This is a genomic window from Enterobacter sp. BIDMC92 (genome assembly GCF_001030225.1).
GTDB lineage: Bacteria > Pseudomonadota > Gammaproteobacteria > Enterobacterales > Enterobacteriaceae > Enterobacter > Enterobacter sichuanensis.
In genome coordinates, this window is sequence record NZ_KQ087598.1 from 3,018,900 (window position 1) to 3,040,844 (window position 21,945).

Below are 21,945 nucleotides of genomic sequence, written 5' to 3' on the forward strand. Positions count from 1 at the left end.
AGATAAAAAAACCCCGCCGAAGCGGGGTTTCGTGCGTAAAATTAACGCAGCAGAGACAGAACAGTCTGTGGAACCTGGTTTGCCTGAGACAGAACAGAAGTACCAGCCTGCTGCAGGATCTGTGCGCGGGACATGTTAGAAACTTCAGTTGCGTAGTCAGCGTCCTGGATACGGGACTGAGCAGCAGACAGGTTGTTAGAGGTGTTGTTCAGGTTGTTGATAGCAGAAGTGAAGCGGTTCTGCACAGCACCCAGACCGGAACGAGCGGTATCAACTTTAGCGATAGCTTTGTCAATGGTGTCCAGATCGGTAGCGGTCATTGCTTTCAGGTCGATAGCGTTCACGCCCAGGGTGGTGGTGTCAGCTTTAGCGCCGCTCAGGTCCAGATCGATGGTGTCGCCGTCGTTCACGCCAACCTGAATTTTAACCACACCAGCAGTACCTGCAGAACCGTCCAGCAGTTTGATGCCGTTGAAGTCAGTTTTGCTTGCAACACGGTTGATTTCAGCCAGACGAGCGGTAACTTCATCCTGCAGAGAAGCCAGGTCAGACGTGCTGTTGGTGCCGTTGCTTGCCTGAACAGCCAGTTCACGAACGCGCTGCAGGTTGTTGTTGATTTCGTTCAGGGAACCTTCAGCAGTCTGCGCCATGGAGATACCGTCGTTGGCGTTACGTGCTGCCTGAGTCATACCTTTGATCTGAGCGGTCATGCGGTTTGCAATCGCCTGGCCAGCGGCATCGTCTTTCGCGCTGTTGATACGCAGACCTGAAGACAGACGCTCAATAGCAGTGCCCAGAGAAGACTGAGATTTGTTCAGGTTGTTCTGAGTAGTCAGGGACAACAGGTTAGTATTGATAACTGCCATAATTTTCTTTCCTTCAAAAATTGGGTTTTAGGTCCGGTGCCTAACACTCACAGCGTCTCTCACCGTCAACAAGGTTATCGACGGGTCCCCAAAAGACTTTAGAACCAATTTTGAAAAAATTGTAACGCACTGTTTTACAATGATTTTATTTTTAAAAAAGCCATTAAGGCCCGCCAGGGGAATATTATTTACGCTTTTTAAATGCATAAAAAGATGATCAACAGGACGCTTGTTTATCCCCGTTTTTAATACGCGTATCGCGTGCCTAAAGTGCAATCCTTTCATTAACCCCGCCAGGACGTGTCTATTCTGTGGATTATTTTTTTCTCACCAGCGTAAACTTTTGCGTTAAGAGGCCGATAAGAGTCCTGAACTACTTTCGTATTTTAAGGAAAATATGCATGGCTACTATCAGCAACCTCGGGATAGGTTCTGCAGGACTCGGGGATTTATATAATCAGTTGGAAGCAGCAGAGAAAACCAAGCTGACGACGATTACTTCCCAGCAATCAACGTATAACGCACAGTTAAGCGCTTACGGCAAACTGCAGAGCGCCATGACTTCGCTGCAGACTGCGACGGCTGCGCTGGGTAAAGCAACCACCTGGAACTCAACGTCCGTTTCCAGCACTAACACGGCCTTTACTGCCACAACCACGGCGGACGCGTCCGTAGGTTCCTATGTTGTCAACGTCAACCAGGTGGCAAAAGCACAGGCGCTCACGACGGGCTCCTATGCCAACAACACGGATCTGCTGGGCGATACGACAGGGACGACGCGTAAAATCACCATCACCCAGCCGGGTACCAAGACACCTTTAGAGGTGACCCTGGCAGATGGCGATACCTCCCTGGCAGGGATCGCGAGTGCGATTAATAAAGCAAACGGCAACGTCACCGCCAGCGTGATTAAAGCGAAAGACGGTGATTACCGCCTGATGCTGTCATCAAAAACCACCGGTACGGATGGGGCGATGACCATCACCGTGACCGGCGATGACAAGCTGCAAAGCGCAATTGGCTACGATTCAACCACCAAAACGGGTGCCCTGACGGTGAACACCGCCGCACAGAACGCCATTGTGGTGGTGAACGACATTTCGATCGAGCGTCAGTCGAATACCATTACCGATGCGCTGCCTGGGATCACCTTCTCGGTGAAGGCCGAAAGCAAAGCGGATGAAACCCTTGAGATTACACGCGCAACGGATGCCAACCAGAAAGCGATCACCGACTGGGTTACGGCGTACAACTCGCTGCAGTCCACGATTAACAGCCTGACGAAGTACGTTCCGGTTGATGCCGGTTCGGGCAGCCAGTCCACCAGCAACGGCGCGCTGGTCGGGGATGCTAACGTGCGTGGGATCCAGTCTCAGCTGCGCGGTCTGCTGACCGAAGTCCAGGCTGGCTCGGTTCAGATCATGGCCCAGCTGGGGATTACCCAGGATCCGGTGAAAGGCGCGGACGGCACTGTCGGTAACCTGAAAGTGGATACCGATAAGCTGAAAAAAGCGCTGACCGACAACCCGAACGCCGTACAGCAGTATTTCGTCGGTGACGGAAAGAAAACCGGCATGGCGACCCAGATGAATAACACGCTGACCTCCATGCTCAGCACCAGTACCGGCAGCGCCGGGGTGATCCAGAACGCGAAAGACGGGATCAACAAAACGCTGAAAACGCTGGGTGAACGTTACGATGCCATGGATGCCCAAATTGAAGCGACCATGGCGCGTTACAAAACGCAGTTCACCAGCCTGGACGTATTAGTCACCAAAATGACCAGTACGGCCAACTACCTGACCCAACAGTTCTCACAGAAATAGTCGTCGCATTGAGGAGTGGATATGTATAACACCTCTGGTGTTCAATCCTATCAGCAGATAGGAGTCGAAAGCGCAGTTATGAATGCCAGTCCACACCAGCTGATTGTCATGTTGTTCGACGGGGCGCATAGCGCCCTTGTCCGCGCGCGTTTGTTCATGGAAGCCGGACAAATTCGTGAAAAAGGCGAAGCGTTATCCAAAGCCATCAACATCATCGACAACGGTTTAAAAGCAGGACTGAACATGGAGGTTGAGAGCGAGTTGTCGGGTAATCTTGCCTCCTTGTACGAATATATGGTTCGACGTTTGTTGCTGGCGAATGTCAGTAACGACGTTGACGCAATTGTTGAAGTCGAGGGTTTATTAAACAACATTGCGGATGCATGGAAGCAAATCGGCCCCAATGCGTCCTCTATTTCAGGATAATTTTGATGAATACTCCCAGCGCAGCGCTTAGCCACTGGCAGGCGTTACATGCTCAGAGCATTGCTATGCTAAATCTTGCACATTCTGGTCAATGGGATGCGCTTATCGAGCAGGAAATGCATTACGTACAACTGGTGGAAAGGATTTCTCAAACGCCCATCATGTCATGCCCTCCGGCTCAGGTTGAGCAAGCGCGTGCGCTGCTGGAAATGATCCTCGAAAATGAGAATGCGCTAAAGGCGTTGCTGAAAGTCCGCATGGACGAGCTGCGCAGCCTGATTGATCAAACCGGTAAACAGCAATCCATCACGTCTACCTATGGAAAGCTGTCAGGGAATATTCTTTATCCAGAAAGTTTGACCCGCGACACACAATTATGATTTCTTCATCCATACTCCAGAAGTCAGCTAACCGGCTTCTGGAGCAAGGATGATGAAAAACCCCACCCTGTTACAATGCTTTCACTGGTATTACCCCGCAGGCGGTGAATTGTGGCGAGAAGTCACGGCATTAGCCCCCAACCTTAACGAAATCGGCATCAACATGATCTGGCTGCCCCCCGCTTATAAAGGCGCGTCCGGGGGTTATTCAGTGGGTTATGATTCGTATGACCTGTTCGATCTTGGCGAGTTTGACCAGAAAGGCAGCGTTGCCACCAAATACGGCGACAAAGCGCAGCTGCTGGAGGCCATCGACGCCCTCAAAAGCAATAACATTGCCGTCCTGCTGGATGTGGTGGTGAATCACAAAATGGGGGCCGACGAAAAAGAGCCTGTTCGCGTTCAGCGCGTCAATGAGCAGGACCGCACGCAGATTGATGACGAGATTATCGAGTGCGAAGCCTGGACCCGCTACACCTTCCCTGCCCGCGCCGGGCAATATTCGCAGTTCATCTGGGATTACAAATGCTTCAGCGGCGTCGACCATATAGAAAACCCCGATGAAGACGGCATCTTTAAAATCGTCAACGACTACACCGGCGACGGCTGGAACGATCAGGTTGATGATGAGATGGGTAACTTCGATTATCTGATGGGCGAGAATATCGATTTTCGCAATCACGCCGTGACCGAGGAGATCAAATACTGGGCCCGCTGGGTGATGGAACAGACCGGCTGCGACGGTTTTCGTCTGGATGCCGTGAAACACATCCCTGCCTGGTTCTACAAAGAGTGGATTGAACACGTTCAGGAAGTCGCCGCCCAGCCGTTATTTATCGTGGCGGAATACTGGTCCCACGAGGTGGATAAGCTTCAGGCCTATATCGATCAGGTCGAGGGCAAAACCATGCTCTTTGATGCCCCCTTGCAGATGAAATTCCACGAAGCGTCACGTCAGGGGCGGGATTACGACATGAGCCAGATTTTCACCGGCACGCTGGTGGAAGCTGATCCGTTCCATGCGGTGACGCTGGTTGCCAACCATGACACCCAGCCGTTGCAGGCGCTGGAAGCACCGGTCGAGGCCTGGTTTAAACCGCTGGCCTACGCGTTGATCCTGCTGCGGGAAAACGGTGTACCGAGCGTCTTCTATCCCGATCTCTTCGGCGCCAGCTATGACGATACCGGGGGAGACGGTGAAACGTACCATATTGATATGCCAGTGATTGAACAGCTTCATGAGCTGATCCTCGCTCGCCAGCGTTTTGCCCACGGCGTGCAGACGCTCTTTTTTGACCATCCTAACTGTATCGCCTTCAGCCGCAGCGGCACGGATGACGATCCCGGTTGTGTGGTGGTGATGTCGAACGGCGACGACGGCGAGAAGGTGATTTGCCTGGGGGAAAACTACGGTAATAAAACCTGGCGTGATTTTCTCGGCAATCGCGAAGAAACGGTCACCACGGCGGCGGACGGCGAAGGGACGTTTACGTGCAAAGGCGGGAGCGTGAGCGTGTGGGTGATTGAGGATGCGTTGTAGAACGGGAAACGTGCGGCCTGATGCCCTCGCTCCGCCCCTCTCCCACAGGGCTGAGGAATCCCCACAAAATAATGTCTGCTCCGACGACCCCCTCTCCCTTGAGGGAGAGGGCTGGGGTGAGGGGGAACATACGGCTCTGGTGGACGTTCCGTTCACTTTATGTTCATTGCTACTCTGTAACAACATGACCAGTGAAAGAGCCAGGGCGGCTCAATCGCCACCGCCCTGGCGACCCGGGCTCCCGGCGGTAAATCGCCGCTTCGCGGATTGCTCGCCCCATCCTTGGGGCTCACCCTTTCAGGGCCAGCGCAGGCGCTGTCCAAAATTGCTCCCGGCAATTTTGTCCTCAGCTTATTCCTCCAGGCTATCGGGTCGGGCATGAGCCTGCTTCCCTGCAGGCCACACCCTCTCGGCGCATCCCTGCGCCTCGCCCCGGCCTTACGGAAACGCCTCGGCGATTTACAGCCGGACCAGGGCATCGCTGTAATTCATTCATTTTCCTGAAACGACCTTCGTCGCTTCCGGTAAAAAATTACTGGGGATTCCTCACCCCACAGGGAGAGGGCGCAAATACCAAAAACGGCAACGAGGTTGCCGTTTTGCTTTTACCCTTAGGGCAGCTTACTCTCCAGCGGATTTTTGCTCAGGTAATCGGCACACTCCACCGTTGGGCGGTCGACCTTCTGCAGCTCCATGCCGTCGTACTCCAGCACCGAGCCATCACGCTCCAGCGGATAGATATCCAGCTTGCGGGTCACGTTGTAATAGCTGTCTGAACGCAGCATGATTTTACCCGGCACGGCAATCACGCGCTGCCATTGACGGCAGTCCAGCGTATCGCCCTCCTCCGTCACCACTAACGTGGCAATCGCCTCCGGGCTGACCATTTTGCTCTGCGGCCCTTTTGACTGCCAGTATCCCGCCAGATGTGCCGGGACCGGATGCTTAATCACGTCCTGATAGTTATCTATCTGAACGCATCCGGTCAGTGCCAGCAGCGCGCCAGCAATTGCTATTTTTTTCATCATCTTTCCTGCATTCGAAGAAAAAAATATTGTGGCATTAAAGCGCTAAGGCTGCCAGCGAAGATCGCCAGGTCTTAGACCTGCATCCCCATCACCTCTTGATAGGCGGAAACCAGCTTGTTACGCACCTGGATCCCCATCTGCAGGGAGACCGAGGCTTTTTGCAAATCGGTCATCACATCGTTTAGCGCCACGCCCGGCTCGCCGAGGGTGAACTTCTCGGCCTGGGTGCGCGCGGCGGTCTGGGTATCGCTGATACGGTCAAGCGCGGCGTGCAGTTGCCCGGCAAAGCTAATACTCGGCTGCTGTTCTGCCACATTCTGATTACGGGCCGTCATCGCGGTTGCCTGCAGCTGACTGATAACCCCTTCAATACCCTGAATAGCCATGACTCTCCCCTGGATGGTTTTTTACGCGGTCAAGACTAACAGCTTGTCAATAAGATAATGGCGGTAAATAGCGTTAAAAAACCAGGTTATTTGACGCATAGAAAATCACGAATCATCAAATAATGGCTGTGCCATCAATATGGAACTTTTGTCGTGTTTGCCGACCCGGGAGTCAGTTTTGTTTCTCTACACGAATAACGTAAACCACCAGGATTTAAGAGGTGCGCAATGAGTGCTACAGCATCGACAGCGCCGCAAAATAAATCACTCGAGTGGATGAACCGCCTTCGCGCGAATCCTAAAATCCCGTTGATCGTGGCAGGCGCTGCCGCAATTGCGATCCTTGTAGCGATGGTCCTGTGGGCGAAGAGCCCTGACTACCGGACGCTCTACAGTAACCTTTCCGATCAGGATGGCGGCGCCATCGTCACCCAGTTGACCCAGATGAACATCCCTTATCGCTTCGCCGATAACGGGGGCGCGCTGGAAGTGCCTGCGGATAAGGTACACGAACTCCGTCTGCGTCTGGCTCAGCAGGGGCTGCCGAAAGGCGGCGCGGTGGGCTTTGAGCTGCTGGATCAGGAAAAATTCGGTATCAGCCAGTTCAGCGAGCAGGTGAACTACCAGCGTGCGCTGGAAGGTGAACTGGCCCGCACCATTGAAACCTTAGGCCCGGTGAAGAGTGCCCGTGTGCACCTGGCGATGCCTAAACCCTCCTTATTTGTCCGCGAGCAGAAATCGCCTTCCGCTTCCGTGACCGTGAACCTTGAACCTGGCCGCGCGCTGGACGAAGGGCAAATCAGCGCGGTGACGCATCTCGTCTCCAGCGCCGTCGCCGGTCTGCCGCCGGGTAACGTGACGCTGGTCGACCAGAGTGGCCATCTGCTGACGCAATCCAATACCGCCGGTCGCGATCTGAATGACGCGCAGCTGAAATATGCCGCCGATGTGGAAAGCCGTCTCCAGCGTCGTATCGAAGCGATCCTCGGCCCGGTGGTGGGCAACAGCAACGTGCATGCGCAGGTCACCGCGCAGATCGACTTCTCTAATAAAGAACAGACCGAAGAGCAGTACAGCCCGAACGGCGATGCCTCTCAGGCGGTCATGCGTTCGCGCCAGATCAACTCTAACGAACAGATTGGTGGTGCTTATCCTGGCGGGGTGCCGGGTGCGCTCTCTAACCAGCCTGCCCCGGCAAACGCGGCGCCAATCTCTACCCCGCCGGCCAATCAGCAGAACGGTCAGCAGAATCAGCAGACAACCTCTACAACCAGTAACGCCGGTCCGCGTTCCAGCAGCCGTAACGAAACCACGAACTATGAAGTGGACCGCACGATTCGCCATACCAAACTGAACGTGGGTGATATCCAGCGCCTGTCCGTCGCCGTGGTGGTGAACTACAAAACGCTGCCGAATGGCAAACCGCTGCCGCTGACCGCCGAGCAGATGAAGCAGATCGAAGACCTGACCCGTGAAGCGATGGGTTACTCCGAGAAGCGTGGCGACAGCCTCAACGTGGTGAACTCACCGTTCAACTCGGTTGAAGAGACCGGTGGTGAACTGCCGTTCTGGCAACAGCAGGCGTTTATCGACCAGCTGATGTCCGCAGGTCGCTGGCTGCTGGTACTGATTGTCGCGTGGCTGCTGTGGCGTAAGGGCGTTCGTCCTCAGCTCCAGCGTCGTGCAGAAGCCGAGAAAGCGGCTCGCGAACAGATGAACGCACGTCAGGAAGTGGAAGAAGCGGTTGAAGTTCGTCTCAGCAAAGACGAGCAGATGCAGCAGCGCCGTGCTAACCAGCGCATGGGCGCTGAGGTGATGAGCCAGCGCATTCGCGAAATGTCAGATAACGATCCGCGCGTCGTGGCGCTGGTCATCCGCCAGTGGATGGGTAACGAACATGAGTAATACGCTTACGGGCACCGATAAAAGCGTCATCCTGCTGATGACCATTGGCGAAGATCGCGCGGCAGAGGTGTTTAAGCACCTCTCCCAGCGGGAAGTGCAAATTCTGAGTGCGGCAATGGCCAACGTGCGTCAGATCTCCAACAAACAGCTGACCGAAGTGCTGTCGGAGTTTGAGCAGGAAGCAGAACAGTTTGCCGCTCTCAACGTCAATGCCAACGACTACCTGCGCTCCGTGCTGGTCAAGGCCCTGGGCGAAGAGCGTGCCGCCAGCCTGCTGGAAGATATTCTGGAAACGCGCGATACCGCCAGCGGTATCGAAACGCTCAACTTTATGGAGCCGCAGAGCGCCGCCGACCTTATTCGCGACGAGCACCCACAGATTATCGCGACCATCCTTGTCCACCTCAAACGTGGCCAGGCGGCCGATATTCTGGCGCTGTTCGAAGAGCGTCTGCGTCACGACGTGATGCTGCGTATCGCGACCTTCGGCGGTGTCCAGCCGGCCGCGCTGGCGGAGCTGACCGAAGTGCTGAACAACCTGCTCGACGGCCAGAACCTCAAGCGCAGCAAAATGGGCGGCGTGAGAACGGCGGCAGAGATCATCAACCTGATGAAAACCCAGCAGGAAGAGGCGGTTATTACCGCGGTTCGCGAATTCGACGGCGAGCTGGCGCAGAAAATCATCGACGAGATGTTCCTGTTCGAAAACCTGGTCGAAGTGGACGACCGCAGCATCCAGCGCCTGCTCCAGGAAGTGGATTCCGAGTCGCTGCTTATCGCCCTCAAAGGTGCCGAGCAGCCGCTGCGCGAGAAGTTCCTGCGCAACATGTCCCAGCGTGCGGCGGATATCCTGCGCGACGACCTTGCCAACCGCGGCCCGGTTCGTCTGTCTCAGGTGGAAAACGAACAGAAAGCTATCCTGCTTATTGTTCGTCGTCTGGCAGAAACCGGCGAGATGGTGATTGGCAGCGGAGACGACACCTATGTCTAATGAGCTGCCGTGGAAGCGCTGGACGCCGGACGATCTGGCCCCTCCCCTCTCCGAGTTCACGCCAGCCGTGATTCAGACCGAGGAGAGTGACCCGGACGTCGAACAGCCCGAGCTGAGTGAAGAAGAACAGCAGGCACAGATGCTGGCTCAGCTGCAAATGCAGGCGCATGAGCAGGGCTATAACGCCGGTCTGAACGAAGGCCGGCAGAAAGGCCACGAGCAGGGATACCAGGAAGGTCTGGCGAAAGGGTTAGAGCACGGCATCGATCAGGCGCGCCAGCAGCAGGCGCCGCTCCATGCCCGTATGCAGCAGCTGGTCAGCGAGTTTCAGCATACGCTGGACGCGCTGGACAGCGTCATTGCCTCGCGCCTGATGCAGATGGCGCTGGAAGCCGCCCGTCAGGTGATCGGCCAGACGCCGGTGGTAGATAACACGGCGCTGATTAAACAAATTCAGGGCCTGCTGCAGCAGGAGCCGCTGTTTAGCGGGAAGCCGCAGCTGCGCGTCCATCCGGACGACCTGCAGCGCGTGGAAGAGAGTCTGGGTGCCACGCTAAGCCTGCACGGCTGGCGCCTGCGCGGTGACCCGACGCTACATCACGGCGGATGTAAAGTCTCTGCCGATGAGGGTGACCTGGATGCCAGCGTCGCCACCCGCTGGCAGGAACTGTGTCGCCTGGCGGCACCGGGAGTCGTCTGATGACCGCACGCCTCACCCGCTGGCTCAATACCCTCGACAACTTTGAGACGAAGATGGCGCAGCTGCCATCTGTTCGTCGTTATGGCCGACTGACCCGCGCCACCGGTCTGGTGCTTGAAGCCACCGGCCTGCAGCTGCCGCTGGGCGCGACCTGTGTGATTGAGCGTCAGGATGGCCAGGAAACGCGTGAAGTGGAAAGCGAAGTGGTCGGATTTAACGGCCAGCGCCTGTTTCTGATGCCGCTTGAAGAGGTGGAAGGCATCCTGCCCGGCGCGCGCGTGTATGCCAAAAACATCACCGGCGATGGACTGCAGAGCGGGAAACAGCTGCCACTGGGTCCGGCCCTGCTGGGTCGCGTGCTGGATGGCAGCGGTAAACCGCTCGACGGACTGCCCTCCCCGGACACCACCGAAACCGGCGCGTTGATCACCCAACCGTTTAACCCCCTGCAGCGTACCCCTATCGAGCATGTGCTGGATACCGGCGTACGCCCGATTAACGCCCTGCTGACCGTTGGTCGTGGGCAACGTATGGGTCTGTTCGCCGGCTCAGGGGTAGGTAAATCGGTCCTGCTCGGCATGATGGCGCGTTACACCCAGGCCGATGTGATCGTCGTGGGGCTGATCGGCGAGCGTGGTCGTGAAGTAAAAGACTTTATTGAAAACATTCTGGGTGCGGAAGGCCGCGCCCGTTCGGTGGTTATCGCCGCACCGGCGGATGTTTCCCCGCTGCTGCGCATGCAGGGTGCCGCGTACGCCACCCGTATCGCCGAAGATTTCCGGGACCGCGGCAAACACGTGCTGCTGATCATGGACTCCCTGACCCGTTACGCGATGGCGCAGCGTGAAATCGCGCTGGCCATCGGTGAGCCACCGGCCACCAAAGGCTACCCGCCTTCGGTCTTTGCCAAACTCCCTGCCCTGGTTGAGCGTGCGGGGAACGGCATCAGCGGCGGCGGCTCTATCACCGCGTTTTACACGGTGCTGACGGAAGGCGATGACCAGCAGGATCCGATTGCCGACTCCGCGCGTGCGATCCTTGACGGTCATATTGTGCTGTCGCGTCGTCTGGCCGAAGCCGGGCACTATCCGGCCATTGATATTGAGGCTTCTATCAGCCGCGCAATGACGGCGCTGATAACCGAGCAGCACTACGCCCGCGTGCGTAACTTCAAACAACTCCTCTCCAGCTTCCAGCGTAACCGCGATCTGGTCAGCGTGGGGGCGTATGCCAAAGGCAGCGACCCGATGCTCGACAAAGCGATTAACCTGTGGCCGCAGCTGGAGGCATTTTTACAACAAGGCATTTTTGAACGCGCCGACTGGGAAGATTCCATTCAGGCACTGGAGCTAATTTTCCCGCAGGTGTAACACAGGTGGAGGGCGAAGGTCATGGCGCAAAACAGCGCGTTATCAACGCTGAAAGATCTGGCAGAAAAAGAAGTTGATGATGCCGCATTGCAGCTTGGCGCAATGCGACGCGGGTGCCAGCAGGCTGAAGAACAGTTGAAGATGTTAATCGACTATCAGCATGAATATCGCACCAACCTCAATACCGATATGACACAGGGCATTGGCAGCCAGCGCTGGATTAACTATCAGCAGTTTATCCAGACGCTGGAGAAGGCGATAGAACAGCATCGCCAGCAGCTGAACCAGTGGACCCAAAAAGTCGATACCGCGCTGAATTTCTGGCGTGAGAAGAAGCAGCGACTGCAGGCCTGGCAGACCTTACAGGACCGGCAGATCGCGGCAACGACCCTGGCGGAAAACCGTCTGGATCAGAAGAAAATGGATGAGTTTGCCCAGCGCGCATCAATGAGGAAACCGGAATGATCACACTGCAACAACTGCTGATGAGCGACAGCGAGCTCGCAGGCGGCACGCAGACAGGGAAAGGCACCGAGGGTGCGCAAGACTTTCTCTCTCTGCTGGCGGGCGCCCTGACGGAGGCAACGGGCAAGGGCAACGATGCGCCGCTGACCCTGGCGGATCTGAAAGCTGCCGGCAGCAAGCTCTCTAAAGTGGCTCAGGACGCCAAAGGCGATACCGCTCTGCAGGCTAAAATTGCCGACCTGCTCGCGCGTCAGCCGGCACTGAATGGCGAGGAAGCCACGCCTGTCATCTCGCCTGAGACGCTGGTTTCCGGGCTGGTGCCGGTATCGAAGGGCGATGCCCTGAAAGCGCTCAATGCGGTCAACAGCAAAGATGACGGCAAAAGCGAGCTGAGCGAAGAAGAGCTGGCCGGATTAAGCGCGCTGATGGCCATGCTGCCGCACCAGCAGACCCGCACCGTCCAGGCGACAGAGCGTAACGATATTACCGCACCGTCGGCGCTGGGTTCCGCGACGCGTGCCCAAAACGGTGCGACCCAGCCGTTGCTGAACGCGGCGCAGGGCGGCCATGAAAAAGCGCCGATAACGACGCCTTATCAAAGCCAGACGCAGATGACAAACAGCGATCCGGCGCTGCCTGCCAACGCGCCGGCAGCACAGGTTGTGGCCGCCAGCGCAGAGAAGCAGGATCTCGCCAGTTCATCCTCCTCGTCGCCGACGGCCACCCTGGCACCGATCGTCTCCAGCCATGCGACCAGCCAGCCTGCCGCTACCGTTGCCACCGCGCCGGTGTTAAGTCAGCCGCTGGGTACCCACGAATGGCAACAATCCCTGAGCCAGCACATCACGCTGTTCACTAAGCAGGGCCAGCAGACCGCGGAGCTGCGTCTGCACCCGGAAGATCTGGGGCAGGTGCAGATTTCACTTAAACTGGATGATAACCAGGCGCAGCTGCAGATGGTTTCTGCCCACAGCCATGTCCGTGCGGCACTGGAGGCGGCCCTGCCGGTTCTGCGGACCTCGCTTGCGGAGAACGGCATTCAGCTGTCGCAAAGCAGCGTCAGCAGCGAGAGCTTTGCCGGGCAGCAGCAGTCCTCCTCCCAGCAGCACCAGGCTTCGCGTTCCGGCAACACCGGCGGTTTTAATGAAGAGAGCGATGAGCTTCTGCCTGTCCCTGCGGCCCTGCAATCCGCCGCACGCGGTAACGGTGCCGTAGACATCTTCGCCTAAACGCCAGAGGTAGCGTGATTATCCCCGTCTTTTCCACGCTTTGACGACAGCAGGACACGGGATAATCACCTTATTAAGCTGTACCGAAACAGGAAGCTCGTATCAGATGACTGACTCCGCTATCACCAAAAAAAGTAAGCGTTCCATCTGGATCCCGCTGCTGGTGTTGATCACGCTCGCCGCCTGCGCTACCGCGGGCTATAGTTACTGGCGTATGCAGCAGGAACCTTCAACCGCTGCGGCCAAGGCCGAACCTGCACCGCCGCCGGCGCCGGTATTTTTCCCTCTGGACACCTTCACCGTGAATCTCGGTGATGCGGACCGTGTGCTGTATGTCGGTATTACGCTGCGCCTGAAGGATGAAGCCACCCGCGCGCGTCTGAATGATTATCTCCCGGAGGTGCGCAGCCGCCTTCTGCTGCTGTTCTCTCGTCAGGACGCTTCGGCGCTGGCCACCGATGTTGGCAAGCAAAAGCTGGTCGATGCCATTAAACAAACGCTGGCGACCCCGCTGGTAAATGGTCAACCTAAGCAGGAAGTCACTGACGTTCTGTACACAGCTTTCATTCTGCGGTAACGACATGGGCGACAGTATTCTTTCTCAGGCAGAAATCGATGCGCTGCTCAACGGCGACAGCGATAAGAGTGACGATCCGCAACCGGGTATTGGCGGCGATAGCGATATTCGCCCCTATGACCCGAATACCCAGCGTCGCGTGGTACGTGAACGTCTGCAGGCGCTGGAGATCATTAACGAACGTTTTGCACGTCAGTTCCGTATGGGGCTGTTTAACCTGCTGCGTCGTAGCCCGGATATCACGGTCGGTGCGATCCGCATTCAGCCGTATCATGAGTTTGCCCGCAATCTGCCGGTGCCAACCAACCTTAACCTGATTCATCTGAAGCCGCTGCGCGGCACCGGTCTGGTGGTGTTTTCCCCAAGCCTGGTGTTCATCGCGGTGGATAACCTGTTCGGCGGCGACGGGCGTTTCCCGACCAAAGTAGAAGGTCGCGAATTCACCCACACCGAACAGCGCGTCATTAACCGCATGCTGAAGCTGGCGCTGGAGTCATACAGCGACGCGTGGAAAGCGATCAACCCGCTGGAAGTGGAGTACGTCCGTTCTGAGATGCAGGTGAAATTTACCAATATCACCACCTCCCCGAACGATATCGTCGTGAACACCCCGTTCCACGTGGAGATCGGTAACCTGACCGGTGAGTTCAACATCTGCCTGCCGTTCAGCATGATCGAACCGCTGCGCGAGCTGCTGGTCAACCCGCCGCTGGAGAACTCCCGCAACGAAGACCAGAACTGGCGTGAAAACCTGGTCCGCCAGGTCCAGCATTCACAGCTTGAGCTGGTGGCGAGCTTCGCCGATATCCCGCTGCGGTTATCACAGATCCTGAAATTACAACCCGGTGATGTTTTGCCGATAGAAAAACCCGACCGCATTATTGCCCATGTGGATGGTGTCCCCGTGCTGACAAGCCAGTACGGCACGATTAACGGTCAGTATGCGTTACGCGTAGAGCACTTGATCAACCCGATTTTGAATTCGCTGAATGAGGAACAGCCCAAATGAGTGACATGAACAATCCGTCCGATGAAAACAGCGGAGCACTGGACGATCTGTGGGCTGACGCGTTAAACGAGCAAAAAGCGACCCCGAGCAAAAGTGCGGCGGATGCCGTCTTCCAGCAGCTTGGCGGCGGTGACGTCAGCGGCACGCTGCAGGACATCGACCTGATTATGGACATCCCGGTTAAGCTGACCGTTGAACTGGGCCGCACCCGGATGACCATTAAAGAGCTGCTGCGCCTGACGCAGGGTTCTGTGGTCGCCCTTGACGGTCTGGCCGGTGAACCGCTGGATATTCTGATCAACGGTTATCTGATTGCCCAGGGTGAGGTAGTGGTGGTTGCCGATAAATACGGCGTACGTATCACCGATATCATTACCCCGTCTGAACGTATGCGTCGTCTGAGCCGTTAAGCATGAAAACCCAGGCAACACTATCGCAACCTTCTGCCGTCCCCGGTTCACCTCTGCTCCAGGTGAGCGGGGCGTTGTTCGGTATTATTGCCTTTATTCTTATCGCCGCCTGGCTGGCGAAGCGCTTTGGTCTGGCGGGTAAAACCGCCGGCACCCGCGGCCTGAAAGTCAGTGCCAGCAGCACGCTGGGGCCACGTGAACGCGTGGTCATTGTCGAGGTGGAAGACGCGCGTCTGGTCCTGGGCGTCACGGCCTCCAGCATCAACGTATTACATAAACTGCCGCCCGCCCCTGTTGAGGTGGACGCGCGCGCAGAGGCCCCTGCGGATTTTCAGTCCGTCATGAAGAGTTTGCTTAAGCGTTCCGGGAGATCCTGATGCGCCGTTTGTTATCCCTGACGCTTGCGGGCGTTGGCCTGTTTGCTCCCGCGGTTTATGCGCAACTGCCCGGTCTGGTATCTACCCCGCTCGCGGGCGGTGGCCAAAGCTGGTCACTTCCGGTTCAGACGCTGGTTTTCATCACCTCGCTGACGTTTATTCCGGCCATTCTGCTGATGATGACCAGCTTCACCCGCATCATTATCGTCTTTGGTCTGCTGCGAAACGCGCTGGGCACCCCGTCCGCCCCGCCAAACCAGGTTCTGCTTGGGCTGGCGTTGTTTTTAACCTTTTTCATTATGTCGCCGGTGATCGATAAGATTTATACCGACGCTTATCAGCCGTTCAGCGAAGATAAAATCTCCATGCAGGAGGCGCTGGATAAAGGCGCGCAGCCGCTGCGGGAATTTATGCTGCGCCAGACGCGCGAAGCGGATCTCGCCCTCTTTGCCCGTCTGTCCAATACCGGCGAGCTGCAGGGGCCGGAAGCGGTACCCATGCGTATTCTTCTGCCCGCCTATGTCACCAGCGAGCTGAAAACCGCGTTCCAGATTGGCTTTACCATTTTTATTCCGTTCCTGATTATCGATCTGGTGATCGCCAGCGTTCTGATGGCGCTCGGGATGATGATGGTGCCGCCCGCGACCATCGCCCTGCCCTTTAAGATCATGCTCTTTGTGCTGGTCGACGGCTGGCAGCTGCTGGTCAGTTCGCTGGCGCAGAGCTTCTACAGTTAAGGAACGGCAATGACACCCGAATCGGTCATGATGATGGGCACGGAAGCGATGAAAATCGCCATTGCCGTTGCCGCACCGCTGCTGCTTGTCGCGCTGGTGACGGGTCTGATTATCAGTATTCTTCAGGCCGCCACGCAGATTAACGAAATGACGCTGTCGTTCATTCCGAAAATCATCGCCGTGTTCGTGGCGATTATCGTCGCCGGGCCGTGGATGCTGAACCTGTTGCTGGACTATATGCGCAACCTGTTTACCAACCTGCCGTACATCATCGGCTGATCTGACGATGCTGCACTTCACCAGCGACCAGTGGGTTCAGTGGCTCGGCGTCTATTTCTGGCCGATGCTGCGCATTATGGCGCTGGTCTCCACTGCCCCGATCCTCAGTGAGAAATCGATCCCCAAGCGTGTCAAAGTGGGGCTGGGCATTATCATCTCGATTATCGTCGCCCCGTCCCTTCCCCCGGTGGAGATCCCGATTTTCTCGGCGAACGCGGTGTGGGTGGCTCTGCAGCAGGTGATGATTGGCGTTGCCGTCGGCTTTACCATGCAGCTCGCGTTTGCCGCCGTGCGTACCGCGGGAGAGCTGATTGGCCTGCAGATGGGGTTATCGTTCGCCACGTTTGTCGATCCCGGCAGTCATCTCAACATGCCCGTGCTGGCGCGCATTATCGACCTGCTCGCCATGCTGCTGTTTCTGTCGTTCAACGGTCATCTGTGGCTCATCTCCATGCTGGTGGACACCTTCCATACGCTACCGATTGGGGAAAATCCGGTGAACAGCAATGCGTTTCTGGCGCTAACCCGCGCCGCGGGGCTGATTTTCCTCAACGGGCTGATGCTGGCGCTGCCGATCATCACCCTGCTGCTGACCGTCAACCTGGCGTTAGGTTTACTGAACAGAATGGCACCGCAGCTTTCGGTGTTTGTCATTGGTTTTCCACTGACGCTGACGGTCGGAATTTTATTAATGTCATTACTGATGCCCCTTATCGCTCCCTTCTGTGAACATTTATTCGGCGAGATATTCAACCTCTTAGCGGATATTGTCAGCGAGCTGCCTCGTAAATAATAGCCCTCACTGTTGCTATTGTCTTTCTGAGGATATTCCTAAAATAAAACCTGAAAAACATCTTCCAGGATATATCTGACGCGGTTTAATTGTTTCTAACCACCTCACAATACTTAATATTTACTTTACTTTAAGAAGATTCCTGGCAAATTATACGTAACTTTACGGGATAGTGAGTCCGCCTGAAAGTCTTTGTCATGCTCACAGGTTTATTATTTTTTTCCATCCCGTATGGCTGTTTTGAGCTCTCAGGCAGATGGTGAATTATCGTTACGCATTGAGTGAGGGTATGCCATGTCAACGATCATTATGGATTTATGCAGCTACACCCGGCTAGGGTTAACCGGGTACCTGGCAAGCAGAGGGGTAAGAAAGAGAGACATCAACGATGCACACACCGTTGAAGAGCTCGCGGCCGCTTGTGACGAACTCAAACCAGGCGTGGTGTTTATTAATGAGGACTGTTTCATTCACGATCCAGCCAACAGTCAGCACATTAAGCAAATCATTAATCAGCATCCAAAAACCCTGTTTATTGTTTTTATGGCGATCGCAAATATCCATTTCGATGAGTATTTGTTGGTCCGTAAAAATTTATTGATCAGTTCTAAATCGATTAAACCCGAGTCGCTGGATGACATTCTGGGTGATTATTTGAATAAAGAAGTTAAAAATGTAGGAGCGGTTAACTTACCCACCCTATCATTAAGCAGGACTGAATCAAGTATGCTGCGAATGTGGATGGCGGGTCAGGGAACTATTCAGATCTCCGACCAGATGAATATTAAAGCTAAAACCGTTTCGTCACACAAAGGAAATATTAAAAGGAAAATTAAAACGCATAATAAGCAAGTGATCTACCACGTGGTACGCCTGACCGATAATGTGACGAACGGGATTTTCGTCAACATGCGTTAGTCGCTTAAGAAAAGACCCTGTGCACCCTACCTTTGATCTCTGGCCTGGCCAGAGATTTTTGCTTTTGTACAGGCGGTCGGGCACGCGAATCGCGACCCGACGCCGTATTAGTCGGCTTTCTCGACAAAAATCCCATCCGGATGCCCCAGTTCGTTAAAAAACCAGATGCCGAGCGGGTAGTCTTCCAGTGAGACCAGGTACATTGTCCCTTCACTAAACTCTTCAATTGCCAGCACCACACCCGGGCGGCGCGGCCCACCGTCCGTTTTAACGGTGACCCGATCGTTGACCTTCATACATTCCTCCTCTGGTTTTGAGCCAGTGTAGAACAAAACGCAAAAACGCACATCGCTGCCCGGTGTGAATGGCGTTTTTATACACAGGCTATACTTACCGTTGGACCGCGTTGAAGGTTGAATGAGGAGCCCCGTAATGAAGACCGATAAAGAGTACAGCGACACCATCAAGCGCGAAGTCGAGGTGGATGTCGATGCCCTGCTGGCCGCCATCAATGAGATCAGTGAGTCAGAAGTCCGCCGGACGGACGACAATTCAGACCGCGTCATTGTCAACGGAAGGGACTATCACACCTATCGTGAGCTGGCGGAGGCCTTCGAGCTGGATATACACGACTTTAGCGTGTCTGAAGCCAATCGGTAGGGCGAAAAAAATCCCGGTCATGGGGATGGCCGGGATCAAAACTTGCTTTTGCAAGAAGCACTTGAAAATTCGTTACACCAGGAAATCTGATGTACATGCCACACTATCCCCAACGAATTTGTCTGACAAGCATATATTCTTATGATGAATATACTATTTTCAGCATTATGAATTTGGTTATGAGCAGCAACATACGCCGAATGCGGGTTTGCCAGGGTCCGTTCTCATTGTTCCGGTTTTTATCCCGGCTATTTTTTAGGAATTTTCTTAGAAAGCGACGCCACCGTTACCAGGAGTCTGTATGCCTTCACTGCGGGATCCCTTGCTGATTTTTTCCGATCTGGACGGCTCGTTGCTCGATATCCATACCTACGAGTGGCAGCCCGCGCTGCCCTGGCTGGACAGGCTGCTGGATAACCAGGTTCCGCTCATTCTCTGTAGCAGCAAAACGGCGGCCGAGATGCTGGACATCCAGCAGGATCTGGGTCTGGAAGGCCTGCCGTTTATTGCCGAGAACGGCGCGGTTATTCAGCCTGACGTGCGGTGGGAAAAGGTGCCGCGTCAGATTAGAGGAATGTCACACCGGGATATTCGCCCGCGGATCGAGCAAATCCGCCTCGAGACGGGCGTTAAGTTCACCACCTTTGACGACGTGGACGATCGCATTATCAGCGAGTGGACCGGCCTGACGCGCTATCGCTCTGCGCTGGCCCGCAGGCAGGAAGCCTCGGTCACGCTCATCTGGCGCGACAGCGACGAGAAAATGGTCCAGTTTGAAGAGGCGCTGGCGCGTAGCGGTCTGCAATGTCTGCAGGGGGCGCGGTTCTGGCATATTCTTGACGCCCGCTGCGGTAAAGACGTGGCGGTTAACTGGCTGATTGAGCAATACCGTGAGCAGGAAGCGATCGAACCCACGACGCTGGGACTCGGTGATGGCCCCAATGATGCGCCGCTGCTGGACAGCATGGATTACGCGATAGTGATTAAAGGCATTAACCGTCAGGGCATCACGCTACGGGACGATAATCCCGCGCGGGTTTATCACACCCAACAACCCGGTCCCGTGGGCTGGCACGAAGGGCTGGATCACTTCCTCTCCTGATCCCGCCAGACAACGCGGTTACGCCCGGTCTGTTTAGCCTGGTATAAGCGGGCGTCCGCCACGGACTGCAGTTGTTCAAAATCGTAATTCCCCTTTTCATCCGCGCTGCTGACCCCCAGCGAGGCGCTGATGCGCAGGGTCGTGCTCTTCTTCACCAGAATCTCCTTGCTGTTGATGCGGCAACGAATACGCTCCGCAACCCCTCTCGCCTCCTCAAGGCTAATCCCCGGCAGGGCGACACAAAACTCTTCCCCGCCGACACGCCCTGCGACATCGTTTTTGCGTAATCCGGTGGCAATCAGCCCCGCCGTATGGGACAGCACCTTATCACCGGCCTGATGGCCGAAACGGTCGTTGATGCTTTTAAAATGGTCGAGATCGATCTGAATCACCGAGAAGGGCAGCGACTGCTGGCGACAGGTTTCCGCCAGCATTTTCGCGCGGTCGAACAGCGCGCCGCGATTATTCAGCCGGGTGAGTGGATCGTGCCAGGCCTGCCACTGCAGCGAATGCTGAAGCGTATACATGTTGCTTACCATCCGACGGATCACCAGCCACGAGATCAATAGCATGGCGGTAAACAGCGCCCACAGCAGCGCCAGCACAATACTGATACTGCCGAAGTCGTCCTGCACCCCTTCATGCAGGGTGTGGATCCGCAGAACGACGCCATCGAAGTGATCGAGCCGCTCCCAGCTAATAAAACGGCTTCCGAGGCGGATGCCGCCGCCGGTATCATGTTCAATTGCCTGGGCAATCTGCGCCGTTTCGCGCTCGTCAAAGTGGTTAACCGGGTTACCCGCATGAGCAGAGGTGGCAATCAAATTGAGCCGGGTGTCGTACAGCTGATACTCCCCTTCCGTTCTGTCTTCCGTCGCGTCAGCCAGCAGACGTTGCATCGTGCCCAGTGTGAAATCCATCGCCACCACGCCATACCAGTAATGATCAAAATAGATGGGGACGCTGGCGGTGATCGCGCGTTCATCGCCGGTCCATGCGGAGGGCGTGGAGATAAACCAGCGCACCGCGCGTGCGCGGTTGTTACGTTCTGACTGCTCGGTGAACCAGGCTTGCGTGACCAGATGATAATAGCGGGAGGTAATGTCACCCGCCTGCTCCGGCGTGTCGGTAGAGAGATAAAACCCGGCGCGGGAGACGTAGTTCACCCGCGATTCCGTCTGCGCTCTCGATGAAGCCAGCCGGAGCAGATACCCCACTTCCAGCGCGGCAGTAATTTCATTGCTGATGCGCTCCGCGTCGCGATTGAGAAGCGTGGTTTTTTCGACGAACGCATCGGATACCCCGTTTATCGGCAGGGTGCGTTTTTTATCCACGGCAAGCTGCCAGGTGGGGAGTACGCGCAGAGTACTGAAGCGTGACACCGCATTCTGTAAAGCGTCAAAGGCCAGCGGCGTCTGGATGGCATCGCGCATGCCCTGGCGGAACAACAGCATCCTGTCCACGCTGTTCTGTAGCTGTCTGTCCAGCGAACTGGCCACCGTATCCAGATGGTTACGCTGGCTGGAGACGTAGGCGTCTTCCAGCACCACCACTTCGCGCCAGGTCAGGAGGGTGGAAAACACCAGAACGACAATAAAACAGAGATTAACAATCAGCCCCGGATTGCTACGTTTATGCAGCCATTGCAAAAAAGATTGTCTCACAACAAAGGTATCGCGCTGCACACACACTCCCTGATCACTGCCCTACACCCTGAGATAAAAACGCCCGGCAAAGCCGGGCGTTACGTGATTAAGCCTTGTCCCGCTTGTGCTGTCCGTCACCCGGCTGAAGCTCATCTTCACGGAATGCTTCCCGCTTGATGCCGTAGCCATCGTGCCACCGACATTCCACCATTCCGCTGGAATATCCGGTCACAATCATACGTGGACCGCCCTTCTTCGGCTTAACTTCATCACTGACCAAAAAGACCATACCTGCCTCCTGTATCAGGGTGAAACTGTTTCAATT

General features: G+C 55.8%; 25 protein-coding genes and 1 pseudogene. 20 read left to right on the forward strand and 6 right to left on the reverse strand.

Annotated features, from left to right (window positions below; all coding sequences use genetic code 11):
* Nucleotides 1-41 precede the first annotated feature (41 nt).
* A complete protein-coding gene (locus SP99_RS14200; RefSeq protein ID WP_047362882.1) occupies nucleotides 42-866 on the reverse strand; it encodes a flagellin N-terminal helical domain-containing protein in 825 nt (274 codons plus the stop codon).
* Between the two features lie 401 nt (nucleotides 867-1,267).
* Between SP99_RS14200 and fliD the strand changes: the two genes are divergently transcribed.
* The 4 genes from fliD to amyA are packed head-to-tail and all read left to right on the forward strand — an operon-like array spanning nucleotide 1,268 to nucleotide 5,038.
* Nucleotides 1,268-2,692 carry a flagellar filament capping protein FliD gene (gene fliD, locus SP99_RS14210; protein ID WP_045285397.1) on the forward strand — a complete coding sequence of 475 codons (1,425 nt, stop codon included), beginning with the start codon at nucleotides 1,268-1,270 and terminating at the stop codon, nucleotides 2,690-2,692.
* Between the two features lie 21 nt (nucleotides 2,693-2,713).
* The gene (fliS, locus tag SP99_RS14215; protein ID WP_045285398.1) at nucleotides 2,714-3,118 is read left to right on the forward strand and encodes a flagellar export chaperone FliS; all 405 of its coding nucleotides are present in this window, start codon (nucleotides 2,714-2,716) and stop codon (nucleotides 3,116-3,118) included.
* A 5-nt stretch (nucleotides 3,119-3,123) separates the two neighbouring features.
* The gene (fliT, locus tag SP99_RS14220) at nucleotides 3,124-3,498 is read left to right on the forward strand and encodes a flagella biosynthesis regulatory protein FliT (RefSeq protein WP_045285399.1); all 375 of its coding nucleotides are present in this window, start codon (nucleotides 3,124-3,126) and stop codon (nucleotides 3,496-3,498) included.
* Nucleotides 3,499-3,550: 52 nt separating this feature from the next.
* Nucleotides 3,551-5,038: an alpha-amylase gene (gene amyA / locus SP99_RS14225; protein ID WP_047959830.1), complete on the forward strand. Its 1,488-nt coding sequence runs from the start codon at nucleotides 3,551-3,553 to the stop codon at nucleotides 5,036-5,038.
* 611 nt (nucleotides 5,039-5,649) lie between these two features.
* Here amyA and yedD read toward each other — a convergent pair.
* Nucleotides 5,650-6,063: a lipoprotein YedD gene (gene yedD / locus SP99_RS14230; protein ID WP_047958988.1), complete on the reverse strand. Its 414-nt coding sequence runs from the start codon at nucleotides 6,061-6,063 to the stop codon at nucleotides 5,650-5,652.
* Between the two features lie 74 nt (nucleotides 6,064-6,137).
* Nucleotides 6,138-6,452 carry a flagellar hook-basal body complex protein FliE gene (gene fliE, locus SP99_RS14235; RefSeq protein WP_028019587.1) on the reverse strand — a complete coding sequence of 105 codons (315 nt, stop codon included), beginning with the start codon at nucleotides 6,450-6,452 and terminating at the stop codon, nucleotides 6,138-6,140.
* Nucleotides 6,453-6,680: 228 nt separating this feature from the next.
* Here fliE and fliF point away from each other — a divergent pair, with 228 nt between their 5' ends.
* The 14 genes and pseudogenes from fliF (at nucleotide 6,681) to rcsA (ending at nucleotide 18,212) form a co-directional block, all read left to right on the forward strand.
* Entirely contained in the window at nucleotides 6,681-8,357 is a 1,677-nt protein-coding gene (gene fliF / locus SP99_RS14240; RefSeq protein ID WP_047958989.1) for a flagellar basal-body MS-ring/collar protein FliF, read from the forward strand.
* Nucleotides 8,350-9,348 carry a flagellar motor switch protein FliG gene (fliG, locus tag SP99_RS14245; protein ID WP_008500327.1) on the forward strand — a complete coding sequence of 333 codons (999 nt, stop codon included), beginning with the start codon at nucleotides 8,350-8,352 and terminating at the stop codon, nucleotides 9,346-9,348. Before fliF ends, fliG begins: the two co-directional genes overlap by 8 nt.
* The gene (fliH, locus tag SP99_RS14250; RefSeq protein WP_025759464.1) at nucleotides 9,341-10,048 is read left to right on the forward strand and encodes a flagellar assembly protein FliH; all 708 of its coding nucleotides are present in this window, start codon (nucleotides 9,341-9,343) and stop codon (nucleotides 10,046-10,048) included. Before fliG ends, fliH begins: the two co-directional genes overlap by 8 nt.
* Complete coding sequence (gene fliI, locus SP99_RS14255; protein WP_045285403.1) at nucleotides 10,048-11,418, forward strand: flagellar protein export ATPase FliI; 1,371 nt, start codon at nucleotides 10,048-10,050, stop codon at nucleotides 11,416-11,418. The genes fliH and fliI overlap by 1 nt, the downstream gene beginning before the upstream one ends.
* Nucleotides 11,419-11,439: 21 nt before the next feature.
* Nucleotides 11,440-11,883, forward strand: coding sequence for a flagellar export protein FliJ (gene fliJ / locus SP99_RS14260; RefSeq protein WP_014170734.1), 444 nt, complete (start codon nucleotides 11,440-11,442; stop codon nucleotides 11,881-11,883).
* Entirely contained in the window at nucleotides 11,880-13,112 is a 1,233-nt protein-coding gene (gene fliK, locus SP99_RS14265) for a flagellar hook length control protein FliK (protein WP_047958990.1), read from the forward strand. The genes fliJ and fliK overlap by 4 nt, the downstream gene beginning before the upstream one ends.
* Nucleotides 13,113-13,218: 106 nt before the next feature.
* Nucleotides 13,219-13,689 carry a flagellar basal body-associated protein FliL gene (gene fliL / locus SP99_RS14270; RefSeq protein ID WP_021241388.1) on the forward strand — a complete coding sequence of 157 codons (471 nt, stop codon included), beginning with the start codon at nucleotides 13,219-13,221 and terminating at the stop codon, nucleotides 13,687-13,689.
* A 4-nt stretch (nucleotides 13,690-13,693) separates the two neighbouring features.
* Nucleotides 13,694-14,698: a flagellar motor switch protein FliM gene (gene fliM / locus SP99_RS14275; protein WP_008500320.1), complete on the forward strand. Its 1,005-nt coding sequence runs from the start codon at nucleotides 13,694-13,696 to the stop codon at nucleotides 14,696-14,698.
* Nucleotides 14,695-15,108, forward strand: coding sequence for a flagellar motor switch protein FliN (gene fliN / locus SP99_RS14280; RefSeq protein WP_025759467.1), 414 nt, complete (start codon nucleotides 14,695-14,697; stop codon nucleotides 15,106-15,108). The genes fliM and fliN overlap by 4 nt, the downstream gene beginning before the upstream one ends.
* Nucleotides 15,109-15,110: 2 nt before the next feature.
* Nucleotides 15,111-15,485 (forward strand): flagellar biosynthetic protein FliO, encoded by a 375-nt coding sequence (fliO, locus tag SP99_RS14285; RefSeq protein ID WP_025913352.1) that lies wholly within the window; start codon nucleotides 15,111-15,113, stop codon nucleotides 15,483-15,485.
* Nucleotides 15,485-16,222, forward strand: a complete 738-nt coding sequence (fliP, locus tag SP99_RS14290) for a flagellar type III secretion system pore protein FliP (protein WP_008500316.1) — start codon at nucleotides 15,485-15,487, stop codon at nucleotides 16,220-16,222. Before fliO ends, fliP begins: the two co-directional genes overlap by 1 nt.
* 9 nt (nucleotides 16,223-16,231) lie before the next feature.
* On the forward strand, nucleotides 16,232-16,501 hold the full coding sequence (gene fliQ / locus SP99_RS14295) for a flagellar biosynthesis protein FliQ (protein ID WP_008500315.1): 270 nt from the start codon (nucleotides 16,232-16,234) through the stop codon (nucleotides 16,499-16,501).
* 7 nt (nucleotides 16,502-16,508) lie between these two features.
* A pseudogene (gene fliR, locus SP99_RS14300) lies at nucleotides 16,509-17,301 on the forward strand (flagellar biosynthetic protein FliR); the annotation flags it as partial.
* 287 nt (nucleotides 17,302-17,588) lie between these two features.
* A complete protein-coding gene (gene rcsA / locus SP99_RS14305) occupies nucleotides 17,589-18,212 on the forward strand; it encodes a transcriptional regulator RcsA (protein WP_013097740.1) in 624 nt (207 codons plus the stop codon).
* A gap of 107 nt (nucleotides 18,213-18,319) precedes the next feature.
* Here rcsA and dsrB read toward each other — a convergent pair whose 3' ends face one another.
* Nucleotides 18,320-18,508 carry a protein DsrB gene (gene dsrB / locus SP99_RS24920; RefSeq protein WP_008500312.1) on the reverse strand — a complete coding sequence of 63 codons (189 nt, stop codon included), beginning with the start codon at nucleotides 18,506-18,508 and terminating at the stop codon, nucleotides 18,320-18,322.
* Between the two features lie 136 nt (nucleotides 18,509-18,644).
* Here dsrB and yodD point away from each other — a divergent pair, with 136 nt between their 5' ends.
* Together yodD and SP99_RS14320 are read left to right on the forward strand one after the other, a co-directional pair.
* A complete protein-coding gene (gene yodD / locus SP99_RS14315) occupies nucleotides 18,645-18,872 on the forward strand; it encodes a YodD family peroxide/acid resistance protein (RefSeq protein ID WP_013097742.1) in 228 nt (75 codons plus the stop codon).
* A 301-nt stretch (nucleotides 18,873-19,173) separates the two neighbouring features.
* On the forward strand, nucleotides 19,174-19,974 hold the full coding sequence (locus SP99_RS14320) for a mannosyl-3-phosphoglycerate phosphatase-related protein (protein ID WP_047958991.1): 801 nt from the start codon (nucleotides 19,174-19,176) through the stop codon (nucleotides 19,972-19,974).
* Here SP99_RS14320 and dgcQ read toward each other — a convergent pair.
* Together dgcQ and SP99_RS14330 are read right to left on the reverse strand one after the other, a co-directional pair.
* Nucleotides 19,959-21,659, reverse strand: a complete 1,701-nt coding sequence (dgcQ, locus tag SP99_RS14325) for a cellulose biosynthesis regulator diguanylate cyclase DgcQ (protein WP_047958992.1) — start codon at nucleotides 21,657-21,659, stop codon at nucleotides 19,959-19,961. The two genes, SP99_RS14320 and dgcQ, sit on opposite strands and share 16 nt — an antisense overlap.
* A 67-nt stretch (nucleotides 21,660-21,726) precedes the next feature.
* Complete coding sequence (locus tag SP99_RS14330; protein WP_025759475.1) at nucleotides 21,727-21,909, reverse strand: YodC family protein; 183 nt, start codon at nucleotides 21,907-21,909, stop codon at nucleotides 21,727-21,729.
* Nucleotides 21,910-21,945 lie beyond the last annotated feature (36 nt).